The sequence below is a fragment of the Microvirga makkahensis genome (assembly GCF_009830105.1).
In the GTDB taxonomy this organism is placed as follows: Bacteria; Pseudomonadota; Alphaproteobacteria; order Rhizobiales; family Beijerinckiaceae; genus Microvirga; species Microvirga makkahensis.
Window position 1 is genome coordinate 104,743 of record NZ_WURB01000001.1, and the last position, 19,025, is coordinate 123,767.

At 64.6% G+C, this 19,025-nt stretch carries 19 protein-coding genes; 9 read left to right on the top strand and 10 right to left on the bottom strand.

What is annotated here, in order from left to right:
- The first annotated feature begins 42 nt into the window (after positions 1-42).
- A complete protein-coding gene (locus tag GR328_RS00615; RefSeq protein WP_160882599.1) occupies positions 43-1,170 on the top strand; it encodes a branched-chain amino acid ABC transporter substrate-binding protein in 1,128 nt (375 codons plus the stop codon).
- A gap of 111 nt (positions 1,171-1,281) precedes the next feature.
- On the opposite strand, the gene GR328_RS00620 is transcribed toward GR328_RS00615, so the two are convergent.
- Together GR328_RS00620 and GR328_RS00625 are read right to left on the bottom strand one after the other, a co-directional pair.
- A complete protein-coding gene (locus GR328_RS00620; RefSeq protein ID WP_160882600.1) occupies positions 1,282-1,749 on the bottom strand; it encodes a DUF1203 domain-containing protein in 468 nt (155 codons plus the stop codon).
- Positions 1,750-1,820: 71 nt separating this feature from the next.
- The gene (locus tag GR328_RS00625) at positions 1,821-2,549 is read right to left on the bottom strand and encodes a cytochrome c biogenesis CcdA family protein (RefSeq protein WP_160882601.1); all 729 of its coding nucleotides are present in this window, start codon (positions 2,547-2,549) and stop codon (positions 1,821-1,823) included.
- Positions 2,550-2,642: 93 nt separating this feature from the next.
- Between GR328_RS00625 and GR328_RS00630 the strand changes: the two genes are divergently transcribed.
- The gene (locus GR328_RS00630; protein ID WP_160882602.1) at positions 2,643-3,668 is read left to right on the top strand and encodes a P1 family peptidase; all 1,026 of its coding nucleotides are present in this window, start codon (positions 2,643-2,645) and stop codon (positions 3,666-3,668) included.
- 147 nt (positions 3,669-3,815) lie between these two features.
- Here the strand turns inward: GR328_RS00630 and GR328_RS00635 are convergent, their stop codons facing one another.
- The gene (locus tag GR328_RS00635) at positions 3,816-5,057 is read right to left on the bottom strand and encodes an NAD(P)/FAD-dependent oxidoreductase (RefSeq protein WP_160882603.1); all 1,242 of its coding nucleotides are present in this window, start codon (positions 5,055-5,057) and stop codon (positions 3,816-3,818) included.
- 206 nt (positions 5,058-5,263) lie between these two features.
- On the opposite strand from GR328_RS00635, the gene rpe reads away from it, so the two are divergent.
- Complete coding sequence (gene rpe / locus GR328_RS00640; RefSeq protein WP_160882604.1) at positions 5,264-5,935, top strand: ribulose-phosphate 3-epimerase; 672 nt, start codon at positions 5,264-5,266, stop codon at positions 5,933-5,935.
- Positions 5,936-6,146: 211 nt separating this feature from the next.
- On the opposite strand, the gene GR328_RS28420 is transcribed toward rpe, so the two are convergent.
- On the bottom strand, positions 6,147-6,452 hold the full coding sequence (locus tag GR328_RS28420) for a DUF6894 family protein (RefSeq protein WP_425486994.1): 306 nt from the start codon (positions 6,450-6,452) through the stop codon (positions 6,147-6,149).
- 218 nt (positions 6,453-6,670) lie between these two features.
- On the opposite strand from GR328_RS28420, the gene GR328_RS00645 reads away from it, so the two are divergent.
- The 4 genes from GR328_RS00645 (at position 6,671) to GR328_RS00660 (ending at position 11,326) form a co-directional block, all read left to right on the top strand.
- A complete protein-coding gene (locus tag GR328_RS00645) occupies positions 6,671-7,414 on the top strand; it encodes a Crp/Fnr family transcriptional regulator (protein WP_246215620.1) in 744 nt (247 codons plus the stop codon).
- Between the two features lie 681 nt (positions 7,415-8,095).
- Positions 8,096-9,409: an adenylosuccinate lyase gene (purB, locus tag GR328_RS00650; protein WP_160882605.1), complete on the top strand. Its 1,314-nt coding sequence runs from the start codon at positions 8,096-8,098 to the stop codon at positions 9,407-9,409.
- Between the two features lie 74 nt (positions 9,410-9,483).
- Entirely contained in the window at positions 9,484-10,740 is a 1,257-nt protein-coding gene (locus tag GR328_RS00655) for a cyclopropane fatty acid synthase (RefSeq protein WP_160882606.1), read from the top strand.
- Positions 10,741-10,771: 31 nt separating this feature from the next.
- Positions 10,772-11,326 carry an RBBP9/YdeN family alpha/beta hydrolase gene (locus GR328_RS00660; protein ID WP_160882607.1) on the top strand — a complete coding sequence of 185 codons (555 nt, stop codon included), beginning with the start codon at positions 10,772-10,774 and terminating at the stop codon, positions 11,324-11,326.
- Between the two features lie 59 nt (positions 11,327-11,385).
- On the opposite strand, the gene GR328_RS00665 is transcribed toward GR328_RS00660, so the two are convergent.
- Together GR328_RS00665 and GR328_RS00670 are read right to left on the bottom strand one after the other, a co-directional pair.
- A complete protein-coding gene (locus tag GR328_RS00665) occupies positions 11,386-11,943 on the bottom strand; it encodes a c-type cytochrome (protein WP_160882608.1) in 558 nt (185 codons plus the stop codon).
- A 10-nt stretch (positions 11,944-11,953) separates the two neighbouring features.
- The gene (locus tag GR328_RS00670) at positions 11,954-13,024 is read right to left on the bottom strand and encodes a hypothetical protein (protein WP_160882609.1); all 1,071 of its coding nucleotides are present in this window, start codon (positions 13,022-13,024) and stop codon (positions 11,954-11,956) included.
- Positions 13,025-13,441: 417 nt separating this feature from the next.
- Between GR328_RS00670 and GR328_RS00675 the strand changes: the two genes are divergently transcribed.
- Entirely contained in the window at positions 13,442-14,032 is a 591-nt protein-coding gene (locus GR328_RS00675; protein WP_160882610.1) for a Spy/CpxP family protein refolding chaperone, read from the top strand.
- Between the two features lie 65 nt (positions 14,033-14,097).
- Here the strand turns inward: GR328_RS00675 and rpsD are convergent, their stop codons facing one another.
- From rpsD to GR328_RS00695, 4 genes are all read right to left on the bottom strand, one after another.
- Positions 14,098-14,715: a 30S ribosomal protein S4 gene (gene rpsD, locus GR328_RS00680; RefSeq protein WP_160882611.1), complete on the bottom strand. Its 618-nt coding sequence runs from the start codon at positions 14,713-14,715 to the stop codon at positions 14,098-14,100.
- A gap of 184 nt (positions 14,716-14,899) precedes the next feature.
- Positions 14,900-15,772 carry a glutamate racemase gene (gene murI, locus GR328_RS00685; RefSeq protein ID WP_160882612.1) on the bottom strand — a complete coding sequence of 291 codons (873 nt, stop codon included), beginning with the start codon at positions 15,770-15,772 and terminating at the stop codon, positions 14,900-14,902.
- Positions 15,773-16,258: 486 nt separating this feature from the next.
- Positions 16,259-17,458, bottom strand: a complete 1,200-nt coding sequence (locus tag GR328_RS00690; protein WP_160882613.1) for an alpha/beta hydrolase family protein — start codon at positions 17,456-17,458, stop codon at positions 16,259-16,261.
- Positions 17,459-17,519: 61 nt separating this feature from the next.
- Entirely contained in the window at positions 17,520-18,254 is a 735-nt protein-coding gene (locus tag GR328_RS00695) for an RNA methyltransferase (protein ID WP_160882614.1), read from the bottom strand.
- A 66-nt stretch (positions 18,255-18,320) separates the two neighbouring features.
- Between GR328_RS00695 and GR328_RS00700 the strand changes: the two genes are divergently transcribed.
- A complete protein-coding gene (locus GR328_RS00700) occupies positions 18,321-18,947 on the top strand; it encodes a phospholipase A2 family protein (RefSeq protein WP_160882615.1) in 627 nt (208 codons plus the stop codon).
- The last annotated feature ends 78 nt before the right edge of the window (positions 18,948-19,025 follow it).

Consider the following 19,025-nt stretch of genomic DNA (forward strand, 5'->3'; position numbering starts at 1 on the left):
TGAGGAAGAGGGGCCAATAAAACAACCCAGAGGAGTGACCTCATGAAAAAATTGCTGTTGACCGGCGTGGCGCTTGGTCTTGGCCTCGCCTTCTCCAGCGCAGCCAGCGCCCAGATCAAGATCGGCGTTGCTGGCCCCATTACCGGTGCGAACGCAGCTTTCGGCGCCCAGCTGAAGAACGGCGTCGAGCAGGCCGTTGCGGATATCAATGCCGCTGGTGGCATCAATGGCCAGAAGCTGGAGCTCGTGGTCGGCGACGACGTGGCCGATCCCAAGCAGGGCGTGTCGGTGGCCAACAAGTTCGCAGCCGAAGGCGTGAAGTTCGTGGTCGGCCACTTCAACTCCGGCGTCTCGATTCCGGCTTCGTCCGTCTACGAGGAGGCAGGCATCGTCATGGTGTCGCCGGCCTCGACGAACCCGACCTTCACCGACCGCGGCATGTGGAACACCTTCCGCACCTGCGGCCGCGACGACCAGCAGGGCCTCGTTGCCGGCACCTATCTCGCCAACAACTTCAAAGGCAAGAAGGTCGCAATCGTCCACGACAAGACCCCCTACGGCAAGGGCCTTGCCGACGAGACCCAGAAGGCCATGAACGCAAAGGGCCTGAAGGAAGTCGCCTATGAAGGCATCAACCCGGGCGAGAAGGACTACTCCGCTCTCGTATCCAAGCTGAAGCAGGCCGGCGTCGACGTGGTCTATTTCGGCGGCCTCCACACGGAAGCCGGCCTCATCATCCGCCAGATGCGCGACCAGGGCCTGAACGCCCCGCTCATGTCGGGTGACGGGATCGTGTCGGCGGAGTTCACCTCCATCGCCGGCCCCGGCGCCGAAGGCACGCTGATGACCTTCGCTCCCGATCCCCGCAAGAACCCGGCGGCTCAGGACGTCGTCGCGAAGTTCCGTGCGAAGAACTACGAGCCCGAGGCGTACACCCTGTACTCCTACGCCGCGACTCAGGTCCTCGTCGAAGCCGCGAAGCAGGCCGGCAGCACCGACGGCCAGAAGGTTGCCAAGGCCATCAAGGCCGGCAAGCCCTTCAAGACCGTGATCGGCGACCTCACCTTCGACAAGAAGGGCGACATCACCCGTCCGGACTACGTCGTGTATGTCTGGAAGAAGACCGCCGACGGCAAGATCGACTACAGCGGCAACGAAGTCGGCATGTAATCGACGGCTTCTAAACCGCCTATCTGACCCGTCCTGGCAACAGGGCGGGTTTTCTCATGAAAGCCTTGGCCGTGGGCCAGCCGCCTGTGGTCTCTTGTTCCCCCAGATGTCTCAGGCGCGCTCGATCCGGGCCGCGAAGCAGCCTCTGCGGGCGAAATGCGCGTCCACATGAGCCACCTGACGGTCGGCCAGGAAGCGTTCGATCACGTCGAGAACGGCATCGCCTTCCGCCACGTCCGCATTGACGATCATGGCCGCGGCGTCATAGGCCCGCAGCGAAAGGAGGCGGTTTATCAGGATGGGCGCCAGTTCGCCCCGGTAATGTCCCGTCGCGGCCGAGCGGCTGACGAAGATCGGCCCGCTGGCGCGGTAAGGCGAGGACGCCGCCGGCTGGTGCACGTGATTGACCAGCAGCAGCTCCGTCCCCGCGGGGACCCGGGTCAGGGTGACGCGGCAGGGATAGGCATCGGCCTCGTCAGCGTAGACCCGCTTCGCGCCGATCGCGTGCAGATCCGGGTCACTGAGCCCGAACAGGGGCGCGAAGGCTTCGGCCTCGAGGCCACGCATGTGAAACGTCATGAAAGGTCTCCTTGCCGAGACCCTCAAATGTGCAGAGACTCCGCCGGAGTGCGACCCGTTTCCTGTGACGTTCAGCCCAGCGTCCCCAGCACCGGAAACGTCTCCAGCAGCCAGAACGACATGTTGGTGATCCAGCCGGTGAGAAAGGCGATGCCGGTGAGGATCATCAGCACGCCCATCACCTTCTCCACGACGCCGAAGCGGGAGCGCATGCGTTTCAGCAGGACGACGAACGGCCTCATGGCGAAGGCCGCGAGCAGGAAAGGAATGCCGAGGCCCGCCGAATAGGCCGCGAGCAGCATGGCGCCGTAGGAGACGCTCTGCTCCGACCCCGCCACCGCCAGGATGGCTGCGAGGACGGGCCCGATGCAGGGCGTCCAGCCGAAGGCGAAGGCGAGACCCATCACATAGGCGCCCCAGAGGCCGACCGGCTTCTCCACCGAGAAGCGGGCCTCCCGGTAAAACAGGCCGATTCGAAAAACGCCGAGGAAATGCAGGCCCATCACGATGATGGCGATACCCGCGATGGTGCTGAGCACGTCGAGATACTGCCGGACCGCCTGCCCCAGAGCCGAGGCCGTGGCCCCCAGGAGCACGAACACGGTGGAAAAACCCGCCACGAAGAGCAGCGCGGCCAGGATCGCGCGGCGGCGAACGGCCCCATCGTCCCCCGCATGGAGCCGATCGAAGGTCGTGCCGGCCAGGAAGGACAGATATGGCGGGACCAGCGGCAGGACGCAGGGGCTCAAGAAGCTGATGAGGCCGCCGAGGGCCGCGGCAGGAAAGGAAACGCTGAGCATGCCGCCTTCTAGCCTTTTCCGGCTGTTTGAGAAAGCTGGTGGATGCGGGGCTCGCCGGGTTGTGAAGCCCGCCCTTTTGAGGTTGCCTAAGGCATGACAGCGCAGCGCAATCTCATCACCGATGTCGCAGGCCTCCGGGTCGGCAACGCCCACGACCCTGCCCTGGCCTCCGGGGTGACGGCCGTCCTCTTCGAAGAACCCGCCGTGGCCTCCTACGCGGTCAATGGCGGAGCGCCCGGCACCCGCGACACGGACCTTCTGGAGCCCGACAAGGTCGTGCCCGGGATCAACGGCCTCGTTCTGTCGGGCGGCTCGGCCTTCGGCCTTGACGCCGCCGGCGGCGTGCAGGCCTTCCTGCGCGAGAGGGGCATCGGCTTCGCCGTCGGCCCGGCCCTCGTGCCCCTGGTCCCGCAGGCCATCACCTTCGACCTGCTCAACGGGGGCAACAAGGATTGGGGGCGTTACCCGCCCTATCGCGAGCTCGGCTACGAAGCCGCCAGGAACGCCGGTTCCGACTTCGCCCTGGGCACGGCGGGCGGGGGCTATGGCGCCACGACGGTCGACCTGAAGGGCGGCCTCGGCTCCGTCAGCGCCGTGACCAGCGCGGGCCATACGGTCGGCGCGCTCGTCGTCGTCAATGCCCTGGCCTCGACGCTCATCGGCGAGGGGCCGCATTTCTGGGCCGGGGCTTACGAGGAGGGCCGGGAATTCGGGGGGCTGGGACTTCCGCCCCGGATCACGCCCGAGATGCGAAAGCTCGCCTGGAAGGGCCGCGCGCGGGAGGCCGCGCCCCCCATGTCCACGACCATCGCGCTCGTTGCGACCGATGCCGTTCTCACCAAGGCTCAGGCCAAGCGCCTCGCGGTCATTGCCCATGACGGCCTCGCGAAGGGTCTGCGCTTCGCCCATGCATTGTATGACGGCGACACTGTCTTCTCCGCTGCGACGGGCAAAAAACCCCTGATGGACGAAGCGTCGGATTTTATCGAGATCGGGGCTCTCGCCGGCGACTGCCTTGCCCGCGCCGTCGCCCGCGGAATTTACGAGGCCACCGCCCTGTCCTTCCCCGGTGCCCTGCCCGCCTGGAGAGACAGGTTCGGCGGGCTCGTCCAGGACTGAAAGTCATAGCACGTCATCCCCGGCCTTGTGCCGGGGATCCTCGTCTTTGGGGCACGGCGGCTTCTAACACGGGGATGGCCGGGGCGAGCCCGGCCATGACGAAGCATGAGTCTGGAGGGACGTGGCGCGACACCGCGGGCGGAGAGCCTAAAACCGTTCGACGCGGTAGGGCTTCGGATCCACCATCGGCGTCTCGCCCGTGATCATCTCGGCCAGCAGGCGGCCCGTGACGGGACCGAGGGTAAGGCCGTGATGGGCGTGGCCGAAGCCGAACCACAGGTTCTTATGGCGCGGAGCCTTGCCGATGATCGGCATCATGTCCGGCGTGCAGGGGCGCATGCCCATCCACGGTTCCGGGTCGACCCGCTCGCCAAGGGGGAAGAACTCGCGGGCGATGGGCTCGGCCCGGGCCAGCTGCACCGGCGTCTTGGGCGCATCGCGCACAGCGAATTCCGCTCCCGTCGTGAGGCGAATACCCTTCAGCATGGGCGCCAGGAAGTAGCCGCGGTCGAAATCCAGGGTCGGGCGGTTGAGCACCGCATTGCCTTCCGGCTTGTAGTGCATGTGATAGCCGCGCTTGACCGCGAGCGGCAGATTGTAGCCGAGCCGCTTCGTCACCACGTCGGCCCAGGCGCCGAGCGCCACGACCACGGCCCCCGCCTCCACCATGCCCTTCTCGGTCTGGACCTGCCACCCGGTCGAGGTTTCCTCGAGCGTCCTGGCGTCGCCCGCCGCTAGCTCGCCGCCGAGGCGCTCGAACAGGCTCACATAGCCCATGGTGAGCTGGTGGGGATCGGTGACCGTCGCCGGGTCCGTCCAGTGGATGCCGCCCTTGGTCGAGACCTTGAGGTGCGGTTCGCGCTCCGCCACGCCCTTCGTATCGAGGGCCTCGAAACTCACGCCGAAGTCGCGCTTCACGTTCTCGGCATCGCGGAACTGCTCGTCCCGGGTATTCTCGTCACGGAACACCTTCAGCCAGCCGGTCGGGCGGATCAGATGCGTGGAGCCCGATTCCTCGGCCAGAGCCATGTGCTCGGTGACGCTGCGCTCGATGAGCGGCGCGTACATGCGTGCGATCGCCTTGTGCTGAGCCGGGCGCGAATGCATCCAGTACTGGAACAGGAACGGCGCGATCCTCGGAATGGCGCTCCAGTGATAATGGGCGTCGATGGTGTTGTTCAGGGCATAGCGCAGCAGCGCCCCGAAATCGTGAGGGAAGCCATAGGGGTACACGCCCTCGCGCTGGATCAGCCCCGCATTGCCGAAGGAGGTTTCCTCGCCCGGCTTGCGCTTGTCGATCAGGAGAACGGAACGGCCGCGCTTCTGCAAATGCACAGCAATGGACACGCCGACGATGCCGGCGCCAAGAACAACAACATCCTTACGCATGAAGCCCTGCCTGCGTTGTTTGGCTCTCGTGGGGAGAGCGGAGCTTTCCGCCCCGTTTCACAAGGATTTCTACTCCCGTTCCGGTGAGAGCGTCCATGCAATTCCTGCGGCAAAAGCGTCTCTCCCCAGGTAAGTGGTATTGAATTGGCCCATGACAATCGCGCAAGCCCGTTGCCGTGGGAGCAAGCGCGTGCTACCGCCCTCCCATGACACGCCCGCTTCTGATCGCCCCCTCCATCCTCGCCTCCGACTTCTCCAAGCTCGGCGAGGAAATCCGCGCCGTCGATGCCGCCGGTGCCGACTGGATCCATATCGACGTGATGGACGGTCATTTCGTGCCCAACATCACCATCGGTCCGGATGTGGTGAAGGCGCTGCGTCCCCACACATCGAAGGTGTTCGACGTGCACCTGATGATCGCTCCCGTCGATCCCTACCTGGAGGCCTTCGCCAAGGCGGGCGCGGACATCATCAGCATCCATGCGGAGGCAGGCCCGCATCTGCATCGCTCCCTGCAGACGATCCGGGCGCTCGGCAAGAAGGCCGGGGTCGTGCTCAATCCCGGCACGCACGAATCAGCCATCGAGCCCGTGCTCGACATGGTGGATCTGGTGCTCCTCATGACGGTGAACCCCGGCTTCGGAGGGCAGGCCTTCATCAGCCCGGTCTGCGAGAAGGTGCGCCGGGTCAAGGCCATGATCGGCGACCGCGACATCGACATCGAGATCGACGGCGGCGTGACGTCCGAGACGGCTCCCCTCGTGGCCGCAGCCGGCGCCAATGCCCTTGTGGCGGGCTCCGCCACCTTCAAGGGCGGGCCGTCCGCCTATGCGGCCAACATGGCTGCCATTCGCGAGGCTGCCGAGAAGGCCCGCTGAGATCGGCGGCTATCGTGCCACCGCGCGGGCGCATCACCCGCGTGGATGTGTCAAGTCGTGATCCGCTGTCACAGGAATCAAACCTGACGTTCGCGTCTGGGACAAACCCTGTAGGTCGTTGGCTGTCCCCCTGGCAGCCATCTCCCTGTCATCGGGCACGAGCCCATCTCCCCGTTTTGGTGGAGTTGAGAGGATACGTTCTCGGCCGTGGTCATCCCGCGGCGAACGGGGGATCATGACTCTTCTCCTGCGGACAAGGCGCGAAGCTCAACGAAACCGTTGAGAACCGGAGCCTTTCCGCATTCTGGCGGTCGGCGTCAACGGTGGTGGGAACGGCTCCAGGGACGATGGCATCGTCTAACGCGTCATCCGCTCCATGTCTGATCGCCTCGGCCAGAACATCTCGGATGCCCCCGAGAGCCTCAGCCCGAGTAGCAGCGAGGCCGGGAAGTTCAATCTCGTCAGGGTCTTGGATAAGCCGGCCGCCTTGCCGAATATGGCGGTAAAATCTGGGCATGCCGCTCAACGTCCTATCGCCGCTGAATGCTCCTCCCCTGCGCCCTGTTCATGATCGATTGCCTCGCGTCGCAACTCATGTTTGATGCCAAGGCCCACATAAGAAAGTGACAAGTATTAACATCCGTGAGATAGTCGTTTCATCATCGGGAACCAACCATAGGCGCCGATGGCTGAGAGATACGGGTGCTCCCGCCTACAACACAGGGGAGCGTCATCTTGGTTGCAACTCACAACTTTCTTGATAGTCCGCGGATCCGCAAGCTAGAGAGCATCTTCACGCTTACGGATGACGAGAGGCAGGCCCTATCAAGCCTGCCGATGCAGGTGATGAACCTAAAGACCGATCAGGACATCGTGCGTGAGGGTGACCGACCCTCCCGTTCCTGCCTGATCTTGGAAGGCTTTGCCTGCACTTACAAAGTTACGGCAGACGGCAAGCGCCAGATCGTCGCCTTCAACATCTCGGGTGACATCCCCGACCTGCAAAGCCTGCACCTGAAGGTGCTGGACAGCAGCGTGGGCACCATCGAGTCATGCAAGGTCGGTTTTATCCCGCATGAAGCTCTGCACGACCTCTGCACCCGCAACCCTCGGATCGCAGCAGCCTTCTGGCGCGAAACCCTCGTCGACGCAGCTATTTTCCGTGAATGGGTGATCAATATCGGCAGGCGTGAAGCCTACAGCCGGACCGCGCACCTTCTGTGCGAGTTGCTGACGCGCCTAAGAGCAGTGGACCTTGCGGAGGACCACACCTGTGATCTGCCAATCACCCAGTCCGAGCTCGGCGATGCGCTTGGCATCACGACCGTACACGTCAACAGGGTTTTTCAGCAATTGCGCACGGATGGTCTAATCGAGACGAACGGGATACGGCTCACCGTTCCTGATTGGGCGAAGCTGAAGCAAGTCGGCGACTTCGACCCGACCTACCTGCACCTTGAGCAGGACAGGGCGGCATGAGCCTCCGCCTCGAGCATCGGCCTCAAAGGTGCACCTTTGGGGCCGATGCTCCACTCTCTCAAGAGCGCATCAGGCGGAAAACCGGGTCTGCTTCTCCGCACGATGCGCTGGCCATTCCTATGCCGCTGCGGGCGACCATATCCAGCGATGACCTCTGCAACTCTACGGGTGATCTCGCGTTTCAGGTCGGTCCTTGGGTGCCAGCAGTGAAGCTCATTCACTTTCGCCGAGTTGCCGATGACCCTTCCCCTGAACCCATACGAGGAGCCCGCCCAACAGCGCTCGAAAATGAAGGCGGCAGAGCCGGCCTACCTGTTGGAACGAACTAATTTCTATGGTGATCCGAAGCTCGCGCAGAACCGGCGGCGGCGCCACGCCAATCCCACATAAGATTCACCTAGCGTCTTGAATTTTCCGTCAGATCCGGTGGCAGTCGCCACATTTTCCGAAAAGCCTCAAACAAAACTCGCAAGATCAGAGACTTGGAGCGATTTCGCGGGTAATGCACTGTCGTGCCGAGGATACACGAGGCTTGTCATCGCCCCGGTCATCACATAGTCACCATGCCATCGTCCCCTGGAGCCGTTCCCACGACCGTTGACGCCGACCGCCAGAATGCGGAAAGGCTCCGGTTCTCAACGGTTTCGTTGAGCTTCGCGCCTTGTCCGCAGGAGAAGAGTCATGATCCCCCGTTACAGCCGTCCCGAGATGGTGGCCATCTGGTCGCCGGAAACCAAGTTCCGCATCTGGTTCGAGATCGAGGCCCATGCCACCACGGCTCTCGCCAATCTCGGCGTCGTGCCCCGGGAGGCCGCGGAGACGGTCTGGGAGAAGGGCTCCACGGCCACCTTCGACGTGGAGCGCATCGACGCCATCGAGCGCGAGGTGAAGCATGACGTCATTGCCTTTCTCACCCATCTCGCCGAGATCGTGGGTCCCGAGGCTCGCTTCGTCCATCAGGGAATGACGTCCTCCGACGTGCTGGACACTACCTTCAACGTGCAGCTCGCCCGGGCCACCGACATCCTTCTGCGTGACATGGACGAGCTGCTCGCCGCCATCAGGCGCCGCGCCTTCGAGCACAAGATGACGCCGACCATCGGGCGCTCCCACGGCATCCACGCGGAGCCCACCACCTTCGGCCTCAAGCTGGCCCAGGCCTACGCGGAATTCGAGCGCTGCAAGCTGCGCCTCATCGAGGCCCAGCGGGAGATTTCCACCTGTGCGATCTCTGGGGCGGTCGGCACCTTCGCCAATATCGACCCCAGCGTGGAGGAATACGTGGCCGAGCAGATGGGCCTCCAGGTGGAGCCCGTCTCGACCCAGGTGATCCCGCGGGACCGTCACGCCATGTATTTCGCGACGCTCGGCGTGATCGCCTCCTCCATCGAGCGACTGGCTACGGAAGTGCGCCACCTGCAGCGCAGTGAGGTTCTGGAGGCCGAGGAATACTTCTCGGCGGGCCAGAAGGGCTCCTCGGCGATGCCGCACAAGCGCAACCCGGTGCTGACGGAGAACCTCACCGGCCTCGCCCGCATGGTGCGCGCCTATGCGCTGCCCGCCATGGAGAACGTGGCGCTCTGGCACGAGCGGGACATCTCCCACTCCTCCGTCGAGCGCATGATCGGCCCGGACGCCACCGTGACCCTCGACTTCGCCCTGGCGCGCCTCACGGGCGTCATCGACAAGCTCGTGGTCTATCCGGAGAACATGCAGAAGAACCTGGACCGCCTCGGCGGCCTCGTTCACTCGCAGCGCGTTCTGCTGGCGCTCACCCAGAAGGGAGCCTCCCGCGAGGACGCCTATCGTCTGGTCCAGCGCAACGCCATGCCGGTCTGGCGCGGCGAAGGCGAGTTCCTGACCCTCCTCAAGAACGACCCCGATGTGACCAAGTACCTGAGCCCGGAGGACATCGAGGCCTGTTTCGACCTGGGCTACCACTTTAAGCATGTGGATACGATCTTCACGCGGGTCTTCGGCTCGGCCACGGCATAGCTCGGCCTCTGGACATTTTTGCCTAAAGGGCAACAATCCCCGTGCAGGAGATCATCGACACGGGGATTGTGTCCATGTTGTCAGAGAAGATCCTCGCCACCGCCTTCGCGCGCGCCGTGAGGCGGGGCAGCCTCAGGATGACCACCGCCAAGGGACAGACCTTCACCTTCGGCGACGGCGGGCTCCCGGAAGTCGCAATCCGCTTCACGGACAGCGCGGCTGAGACGGCCCTTTGCCTTCATCCTGAACTGAAGCTCGGCGAATTGTACATGGACGGCAGGCTCCTCATCGAGGAAGGCGATATCCTGGGACTTCTCCAGCTCCTGCTCCAGGACACCCGCGGCGAGCTCGACGATCTTCCCCTCCACCACCTCCGTAAGATCCGGCAATGGCTGACCCTGCGCGGCGAGAACGACGCAACCCGCTCCAAGCGGAACGTCGCCCACCATTACGACCTCGACGGACGGCTCTACTCCCTATTCCTCGACAGCGACAGACAATATTCCTGCGCCTACTTCGAACGCCCGGATGCAAGTCTCGAGGAGGCTCAGGCCGCCAAGAAGCGGCACATCGCGGCGAAGCTCCTGGTCGAGCAGGGCCACAGCGTGCTCGATATCGGCTCCGGATGGGGCGGCATGGGCCTGTACCTGGCGAGCGTTGCCGGCGCAGGCCTCGTGAAGGGCGTGACCCTCTCGGAGGAGCAGCTGGAGGTCTCCCGCAAGCGCGCGGCCGCCGCATGCCTCGGCGAGCGGGTAAAGTTCGAACTCGAGGACTACCGCGCCACCTCCGGCAGCTTCGACCGGATCGTTTCCGTCGGCATGTTCGAGCATGTGGGCCTGGCCTCCTACGACGAGTATTTTCAGGCCTGCCGCAGGCTCCTGAAGGACGATGGCGTGATGCTGCTGCACACCATCGGCCGTACCGGAGCGCCCTACCCCACCAATCCCTGGATCACCCGCTACATCTTCCCGGGCGGCCATCTGCCGACCTTATCGGAAATGACGCCAGCCATCGAGCGCGCAGGGCTGGTGGTCGCCGATATCGAGATCCTGCGCCTGCACTACGCCTATACGCTCAAGGCTTGGCGCGAGCGCTTCATGGCCCGTCGCGACGAGGCGCTGAAGCTCTATGACGAGCGGTTCTGCCGGATGTGGGAATGCTACCTCGCCATGTCCGAATCCGCTTTCCGCTGGCAGGACGCGGTGGTGTTCCAAGTACAGCTGGCCAAGCGCAGCGACGTGGTGCCCTTGACCCGCGACTACATCACCAAGCGCGAGGCCATCCTGAAAGCGGCCGAGGCCAGGGTCATGGAGTTGAAGCGCAGCGCTTGAACCGGCGGCGGCGCACCTTTATCTCGGGTCCATGAAAACCTCCGACTGCGACATCCTCATCGTTCCAGGCTACACGAATTCCGGAGCCGACCATTGGCAAAGCCGGTGGGAGCGGCAGCTTTCGACCGCATGGCGCGTCGAGCAGGAGAACTGGGACGCCCCCAACAAGGACAAGTGGGCCGAGCGGATCGCTCAGGACGTGAAGCGCGCGGAAAAGCCCGTCGTGCTGGTCGGCCACAGCCTCGGCGTTCTGGCCATCGCCCATGCCGCTCCGCTGCTTGCCGCCGGCAAGGTTCAGGGTGCCTTCCTGGTGAGCCTACCGGATGTGGAGAGACCCGACTTCATCCCTGCCATCGATCGCGCCTTCGCGCCGATCCCGCGCGATCCCCTGCCCTTCCCGTCCGTGCTCGTGGCCAGCCGCACGGACCCGCATTGCGACTATGCGAAGGCGGAGGACATCGCCTATTCCTGGGGCGCGTCCATCGTCGACGCGGGCGATGCCGGGCACCTGAATACGGAGAGCGGACACGGCCCTTGGCCCGAAGGCCTGATGCGCTTCGCGGGATTCCTGAAGCGGCTGTCATAAGAAGGGCCCAACACCCTGAGGGATGTCAGGCTGATGTCTTGGATCCGTTCGGCCGCCCCTTATTGAGCGCCTGCGAGAACGGGATCAGGAACCTTGTTCTTGATCGGGGGGATCTGGCGCAGATAGGCGAAGATGGCCTTCAGATCAGCGTCCGTCATGTTCTTGAACGCGGGCCAAGGCATCGGCGGAAGGATGGGCCGCCCCTGCCCCTGGTGCTTGCCCGTCCTGATCGCCTGGATGAACTGCTGCTCCGTGAAGTCCCGGAGAACCCCGGTCTCTGGATCGGGCGTGAGATTGGCGGCGAAGGATAGCCCCCAAGGCCCCGACCAAGCCGTCAAGGGCGCGGCGTGGATCACCCAAGGGCCGCTCGATGCGGGCGCGGGCGGCACCTGCATGTCCTGAGGATGCCCTGAGAGCATCCGCGTCATGTCGGGCTCCGGGCCGTTCGCTCCCATCTTCATCGGCGTGTGGCAATCATGGCAGCCGACGGAGTTGACCAGGTATTCCCCTCGCTTCACCTGTGCGTTCTTGGCGGATTTCTTGCTCTGGGCGACCGCGGCTGCAGGCACGGATATCGCGACGGCGGCTGCGAGCAAAACAATACGACTTATTTTCATAGGGCCTCTCTCACTTTGTTTGGGCGCTTTTTCCAGACGCCTCGGCTGATGGAACCGGTGACTCCAGATCTCGAATCCACTGGGCAACGAGGCGAATGGCCTCGTCGTCGGGCACAACGGTGCCCACGGGCGGCATTTGCACGAGCGGATTGCGGGAGCTCATTCGCCGTAGCAGCACACTGCGTTCCGGCTGGCCGGGCTCGATGCGCAGCTTCGCGTCCGGCGCCTGTCCGGGAACGTGCCCCCTGACCGGCTGTCCGACGGCCGTCGCGATGGCGCGCTCGGCCCGGTTCCGGGCGGGGCGCTGCACGTGCTGCAGCGAGAAGCCGAGATTCCGCATGGATCCCGCGTCGTTGTGGCAATGGCTGCAATTGCCGTGAAGGTAGCCCAATACAGCCCTCTCGGCAGGCGTAGCGCCGTCGATGACCGGTGGCTTCTTGAGCAAGGCTCTCGGGAGACGTTTCAGGAGCTTGTTCTCGACGAGGTAGCCCAGATCGACCCCGGGCGCGGGCATGGGCTCGCCGTGGATGGCGTTCGGATCACGGGCGGGCGACAATTGCAGCGTGCCGAAGCCCAGCACCTCCGCCGGGTGCCCCCGATGGCAGGACTTGCAGTCGTCGATGCTGGGAATGAAGTGTGAGCGGCCTCCCCCGAAATCGAAGGCCTTCGGCCTGCCCTTCTCGGAGACCAAGCGAGCCTCGGTCTGATCCTCGTTCCAGGCATAGGTGGCGTAGCGCCAGGTGCCATCTCCCTGCCGCTCCATATACCTTGTCTCGATGCGGCGGCCTCCAAAGGAGAACTCCTTCCAGAACCGGGTTCCCACCGGGAAGACCCACACATCTGGGTTGGAGCCGTCGATCGCCGCCCGTGCCGGCAGCGAGATCCAGCGCCGCTTGACCGCGCCATCGGACCAGAGCGGATATTGCGGAGAGAACTCGAGATGTTGCGGGTCGATCTGATGCCGCTCGACATCCGCATACAAACCCGTTTCGTGCAGCAACTCGGGAGGGCTTTTGGAAACCGGTTTTCTCGCGAGGGCGGCACCTCCCAGGAACGCCACCGCCAGCGCGACACCGATCATCGCCCCCCAACGACCGGTGCGCCTTTTCCGTATGTCCGACTGTGCTGGTCTGGTGGCTTCGTCCACGACGCTGCCTCTCGCGAAATCCGTTCGATTGACTTTTCCGATTGCGGCGGGAGGCGGTGATAGACTGCCATTTCCTCGACCCCGCGCGATCGATTCGATCCCATATAACATTTATGGTAATGAAATAACAACACGCAGACCCCTTTTTCTCGGGAGGATTGCGGCCATCGAACCGACGGCAGAGCAAATCTGCCCCCATGCCCAAGGACATGCGGTGCGGGACCACACACCCTCGCCCGCGTGGACAAGGCTCCTGCCCGGCAAGATGACAAAAAGTTCATGCACGAGTCATGCTGCCGAGAGCAGGGTAGGATCACTCTCGCTTCATCGGTGTTCAAGGAGGATTACCGCATGAAAAAGATCACCACCCTCGCTACTGCTGCCGCCATCCTGGCCGGTGTCGGGACTTACGCCTTCGCTCAGGCGCCCGCGCCCACAACGCCTCCTGCCGCGCAGGATCAGCCGCAGCAAGCCCGCCCCCGCCTCTCGCAGGACGACTTCAACCGCCTGGTCGATGCCCGCATCGCAGCGATCAAGGCCGGCCTGAAGCTCACCGGCGACCAGGAACGGCTCTGGGCTCCCGTGGAGAGTGCCATCCGAAGCGCCGCCGACCAGCGCTATGCCCGGATGACGCAGATGCGGGAGAATCGGGAGCAGCGCCGGTCAGCCGATTTCATGCAGCGCCTGGAACGGCGCAGCACCATGCAGACCGAGCGCGCCCAGACCTCCACGGCGATTGCGACGGCCCTGCGCCCGCTCTGGGACATCCTCAGCGAGGACCAGAAGCGTATCGCTCCGCGCCTCCTGCGTGAGGCCGTGAACGACGGCATCGGCATGCACGGGCGCCGCGGCCGCGACGGTCATCGCGGCCGTCACGCCGAAATGCGCCACCACGGCCCGATGGGCTCTGGTCAGCACGGCCCTGCTCCCCAGCAGCAGTAAGAAGCGCACAAACTGAAAAGGCCGCCCAATGGGCGGCCTTTTCAGTTTGAGATCGGCTTCGCCGATTAGCGCGAATAGAACTCGATCACCAGGTTCGGTTCCATCTGCACCGGGTAGGGCACCTCGGAGAGGGTCGGAACGCGAGTGAAGCGAGCCGTCATCTTGGAGTGATCGACTTCGATATACTCTGGAACGTCACGCTCGGCGAGCTGCGACGCAACGACCACGACCTCGAGCTGCTTGGACTTTTCCTTCACCTCGATCACGTCGCCAGCCTTCACGAGATAGCTCGGGATGTTCACGCGGCGGCCATTGACCTTCACGTGACCATGGTTGACGAACTGACGGGCGGCGAAGGGGGTCGCCACGAACTTCGCGCGGTACACGATCGCGTCGAGACGGCGCTCGAGCAGGCCGATAAGGTTCTCACCGGAGTCGCCCTTCTGGCGGATCGCCTCCGCATAGTAGCGGCGGAACTGCTTCTCGGTGATGTTGGCGTAGTAGCCCTTCAGCTTCTGCTTGGCGCGCAGCTGAGTGCCGAAGTCCGACATCTTGCCCTTGCGGCGCTGGCCGTGCTGGCCGGGGCCGTATTCGCGGCGGTTCACGGGGCTCTTCGGGCGGCCCCAGATATTCTGGCCCATGCGGCGGTCAAGCTTGTGCTTGGCCTGAATGCGCTTCGACATCGCTGTTCCTCTTTGTTGTCGAATTGGCGAGGAACGCGCCCTCCTCTTCCCCAAAGGGACGACAGGCCGGCCGGAGCCGGGCCACGGGAGCGTAAAAAGTTACGCGGCCCGTGAGGACCGCGCGAACGGGAGGGATGTAAGTGAAAACGGGAGAGAAGTCAATCGAGGCCGCCCTTTGGGCGCGTTACCCGAGATGGAGCGGAATGTCCTCCACCACGATGGCCGGGAGCCCCTTGTTCCGCAGGGCCTCCCGGTAGGCCGGGGTGATGCCGGCCCCGCTCGTGAAGACCGCAATCGCCTCGTTTTCGTCCGCCTCGTGCCCCGGAACGGGCGGGCCGATGAGCTGGATAACGCGGCGGGCGATGGCCGGCGCGGGATCGATCCAGGTGACGGCCCAGGGGGCGAGCTTCTGGAAGCGGGGCAGCAGCAGCGGATAATGGGTGCAGCCTAGGGCCACCACATCCGTCCGTCCGCCCTCGTCCTCCATGAAGCACGGCCGGAGTTCCGCCAGCAGATCCTCGTCGGGAACCGGGCTTCCCGCCAGTTCCGCCTCGGCAAAGGCTGCCAAGCGGCGGGAGCCCACAAGGTTGACCTTGCAGCCAGCCGCATAGGTCTCGACGAGGTCGCGCGTATAGTCTCTCGCCACGGTGCCGGGCGTGGCGAGCACGGTCACGTAACCCGTCCGGGTTGCGAGCGCCGCGGGCTTGATGGCGGGAACGGTGCCGACGAAGGGCACCGAGAAACGCTTACGCAGCGGCGGCAGCACGATGGTCGAAGCGGTATTGCAGGCCACCACCACGAGCTGGGGTTCGTAGAGGCCGATCAGCCGCTCCATGACCGAGAGAACCCGGGCGGTGAGAGCCTCCTCGCTGAGGCGTCCATAGGGAAAAGCCGCATCGTCCCCTGCATAGATGAAACGGGCATCGGGGCGAGCCCTCAGCACCTCGGAGAAGACGGTCAGGCCGCCGAGGCCGGAATCGAACACGAGGATCATGGGGACAGGTGAAGGCATGACGGCCGGGTTATAGGACGCTCCGGCCAGAAGATCGATACGCATGGGTGTGCTCCATCACGATAATGGAAGCGACCCGTGAAGAATTCCTGAAGCAGCCGCCGTCGCGCAGGCTGCATCCACACCACAATCGCGGGGACTTGATGCGGTGTTTCGTCGAAACAAGTGCACAACTCGCGCCTGCGGAGGATGACCGGGTTGATCGGGGGAGGAACCAGATAACGACATTATCGGCGCTCGAGCAGGCCGACCTGGACCACGTCATGTCGGGCGGATCCGGAAACTCGGGCATTGTCGGGGCGCCACTCTGACCGGCGGCTACGGCTCCATCGCCGGTGGGAACGGCGGAGGTGCAAACCCGAACTGCCGGATTGTCCGACGGACCAGCCTTCGTCCAAGAAGCCTCCCCTGGTGAGCTGTTACGACCGGCCTTGAAAATGCCCCCGGTCCTGGCCGCGGGCTAGGACCTTCACGTTTCCCGCATGAGCATACGCGTACGAAAAGAGCCATTCCGATTTGAGCAAGCGTGGCTTACGGACGCCGGCCAGGCAACTGGGCCAAGCCTTCCTTCGAGTCCGCCGCCGGGTTCATGTTGAGCCTGCGGCGCGGTCCGCGCTCCGGTTTCTCCTCCTGCCCTTCCACCTTCGGCATCTGCGCAGACAGGCGCCGCACGGGCCAGCCGTCGCTCCAGCTGCCCATGTCCAGGAATTTCGGATTCCGCGCGAGGGCGGTCGCGTCCTTGCCGGCGAAGGCCGCCTCGGCGGCCATCTCGAAGGTCTTCCAGACGGCGAGATAGTCCAGCGTATCGGTGGCGTTGTTGCCGAGCTGCTGGGTCAGGATGGTCTGGGGGCCGGTGAGCGCCATGTCGGCGCTCCATCGCCATGTGTTCTTCTGCTTCGGATCGCGCGGCGGCTCCGGCAGAAGCTTGATGGCGGCGGCGTCGTATTCGGCTCTAGGCGAGCCGGGAAAGGCCAGCGTCGCCGTGAGCGGCGGATAGCCGTGATCGTCCGAGCTGGCGCGCATGAACAGCTTGCGCGTCGCGGGAACCGCACTGGTGGCCTCGAAGATCCGGCGGGAGGCGCGGTCGCCCGGCAGGTGCTCCCGGTCGCCGTTCATGGTGATCAGGAGGGTCTGGCGATCCACGGTGGAGAGGTCGCGCAGCACGATGCCCCGCTCCTTCTCGGTGGATGCGACTCCGCCGGGAACGAGGCCGAAGATCAGCCTCGGCGCGGGCAGCTGGTTCTGTTCGATATTGGCCGCCACGTTGAGCGCGATCGGCACGCCTGCGGAATGACCGACGAAGACAACCCGCGTCGGATCGGGCCGCGCCTGTGGATCGTCGGCGAGCGCCGTCAGCGCATTGAAGATCAGGACCTCTGCCCGGACGGATGCGTCCGCGGGTCGGGAGCGGTTCACGTCCTGGAAGCGCGGGAAGATGACGAGATATCCCCTGCGGGCCAAGTGATTGATGAAGCCGCCGTACAGGGCCGGGTTCACCGCTCCCCAGGAATGGAAGAACACCGCGACCGGGCGAGCGGCGGGAGTATCGTCGCCATGGAATATGTAGGCTCCCGAGCTGACGGTGCCGGTCCCGCGCTTGACCACCTCCGCGATCTTGTAATCCGACCCGCCCGGCCCCTGCTCCGGCTGCTTCGGCGGGGTTGCTGCGAAACCCAGCGGAGCGGCGAGGCAGGAACCGAGGAAGACGAAGGCAATCAACGAGCGGCGCATGGCGATCTCAGGTCGGGACGTGCGGTGCGAACGGCACCGGGCAACACTAGAGCTAGGTTCTTTAAGGTTTTCTCAACCGGCGGCCTTCCGCAAGGGCGCGAATCGCCCCGCGCAGGGTGCGCACGTCCTGCTCGGTCATCTCGAGACGGTGGAAGATGTCCCGCATGTTGCGGGTCATCGTCGGCCTCTTGTCCTCAGGGTAAAAGTTCACCGCGTCGAGCTCGGCTTCGAGATAGTCAAAGAACGACGTGACCATCTCGCGCGGCGCGGGCGGCGACAGGCGCTCGCCGGAAAACGGCAGCGCCCCGCCGGTGGCGAGCTTGTACCATTCGTAGGAGACCAGCAGCACCGCCTGCGCCAGATTCAGGGACGAGAACTGCCGGTCGACCGGGAAGGTGATGATGGCATCGGCGAGGGACACCTCGTCGTTCTCCAGGCCCGTCCGCTCGCGCCCGAACAGGATGCCGATGCGCTGCCCCTGCGCGCCACGCCGGTGGGTCTCGGACATGGCCTCGCCAGGCCCGAACACCCGCTTCATCTGGCCTCGCTCCCGTGCCGTGGTGGCGAAGACGAAGTTCAGGTCGGCGATGGCATCGCGGGCCGTGTCGTAGAGCCTTGCTTCCTCCAGCACATGCACCGCGCCCGAGGCCGCCGAATGCGCGCCCTTGCGGGGCCATCCGTCGCGGGGGGCGACGATGCGCAGCTCCGAGAGGCCGAAATTGGCCATGGCCCGGGCGACCATGCCGATATTCTCGGCAAGTTGCGGTTCCACGAGGATGATGATGGGGCGGATCATGATGCGCCTTTGACAAAATCGGCCCGATGGACCCAACGGTGTCTTCTCATAACGCCAAACGCGGCCGTGCGGCTAGCGCATCCTGCGGACCTCGAGGGCTGCGTCAGCGAGAAGCAGGCACGATTTTCCGCCGGCTCGCCCCATTCGCTTCTCCACGTCATCACGGGCCGCGTGGTGGTGATCCGCTTCCTTGGAACGCCGCACTCTTCCGGAGTTTGGCGCATCGGATCCGCCCCAAAACGCGATTTCACCATTCACGACCGATGCTCCAGGCCTGTCGTTTCATCCAAGCGTCCGCGTCAGGTCAGGTTTCTTACCGGCGGAATCGAAACCAACACCCTGCCATTCTCCGGCCTCACCGGCTGCCATTTTGGAGACTCCGGCTGTCCCGGTTCCGCTCAGCGTGCCTCGCCTCTCCTTCACTGCAATTGGCGCGGAATCGGCGATATCAACCGGGGCAGGCCCGCGGATGCCCTCGATGCGGCCTGCCGGGCGCACGACCTCTGCTACGAAAGGACGGGCTGGGGCGCCTGCGCCTGCGACCGAGCCTTCCTGAAGGCGACGGCGACTATCACCCGGCGACGGAAAACGGACGAGACCGTGAGAACCAAGGCGACCATGGCCAACACCATTTTCGCCCTCACGCCCTGTGCCGAGACAGGGAAAAGCCCCCCTCGCGCCGGAAAGCGCTGAATTCGCTGCATCCTCCCACCTTCCCCACGGGCTCCAACCGCGCTATAGCCCCCAGTAACCGCCTGTCGCCCGGCAGGC

What these genes read in the sequence shown, in the direction of transcription:
- GR328_RS00695 (WP_160882614.1), bottom strand. Translation starts at nt 18,254, where the DNA reads ATGATCCGCCCCATCATCATCCTCGTGGAACCGCAACTTGCCGAGAAT.
- GR328_RS28420 (WP_425486994.1), bottom strand. Translation starts at nt 6,452, where the DNA reads ATGCCCAGATTTTACCGCCATATTCGGCAAGGCGGCCGGCTTATCCAA.
- GR328_RS00665 (WP_160882608.1), bottom strand. Translation starts at nt 11,943, where the DNA reads ATGAAAATAAGTCGTATTGTTTTGCTCGCAGCCGCCGTCGCGATATCC.
- murI (WP_160882612.1), bottom strand. Translation starts at nt 15,772, where the DNA reads ATGCGTATCGATCTTCTGGCCGGAGCGTCCTATAACCCGGCCGTCATG.
- GR328_RS00690 (WP_160882613.1), bottom strand. Translation starts at nt 17,458, where the DNA reads ATGCGCCGCTCGTTGATTGCCTTCGTCTTCCTCGGTTCCTGCCTCGCC.
- GR328_RS00630 (WP_160882602.1), top strand. Translation starts at nt 2,643, where the DNA reads ATGACAGCGCAGCGCAATCTCATCACCGATGTCGCAGGCCTCCGGGTC.
- GR328_RS00670 (WP_160882609.1), bottom strand. Translation starts at nt 13,024, where the DNA reads ATGATCGGTGTCGCGCTGGCGGTGGCGTTCCTGGGAGGTGCCGCCCTC.
- GR328_RS00675 (WP_160882610.1), top strand. Translation starts at nt 13,442, where the DNA reads ATGAAAAAGATCACCACCCTCGCTACTGCTGCCGCCATCCTGGCCGGT.
- purB (WP_160882605.1), top strand. Translation starts at nt 8,096, where the DNA reads ATGATCCCCCGTTACAGCCGTCCCGAGATGGTGGCCATCTGGTCGCCG.
- GR328_RS00655 (WP_160882606.1), top strand. Translation starts at nt 9,484, where the DNA reads ATGTTGTCAGAGAAGATCCTCGCCACCGCCTTCGCGCGCGCCGTGAGG.
- GR328_RS00625 (WP_160882601.1), bottom strand. Translation starts at nt 2,549, where the DNA reads ATGCTCAGCGTTTCCTTTCCTGCCGCGGCCCTCGGCGGCCTCATCAGC.
- GR328_RS00620 (WP_160882600.1), bottom strand. Translation starts at nt 1,749, where the DNA reads ATGACGTTTCACATGCGTGGCCTCGAGGCCGAAGCCTTCGCGCCCCTG.
- GR328_RS00660 (WP_160882607.1), top strand. Translation starts at nt 10,772, where the DNA reads ATGAAAACCTCCGACTGCGACATCCTCATCGTTCCAGGCTACACGAAT.
- GR328_RS00635 (WP_160882603.1), bottom strand. Translation starts at nt 5,057, where the DNA reads ATGCGTAAGGATGTTGTTGTTCTTGGCGCCGGCATCGTCGGCGTGTCC.
- rpe (WP_160882604.1), top strand. Translation starts at nt 5,264, where the DNA reads ATGACACGCCCGCTTCTGATCGCCCCCTCCATCCTCGCCTCCGACTTC.
- GR328_RS00615 (WP_160882599.1), top strand. Translation starts at nt 43, where the DNA reads ATGAAAAAATTGCTGTTGACCGGCGTGGCGCTTGGTCTTGGCCTCGCC.
- rpsD (WP_160882611.1), bottom strand. Translation starts at nt 14,715, where the DNA reads ATGTCGAAGCGCATTCAGGCCAAGCACAAGCTTGACCGCCGCATGGGC.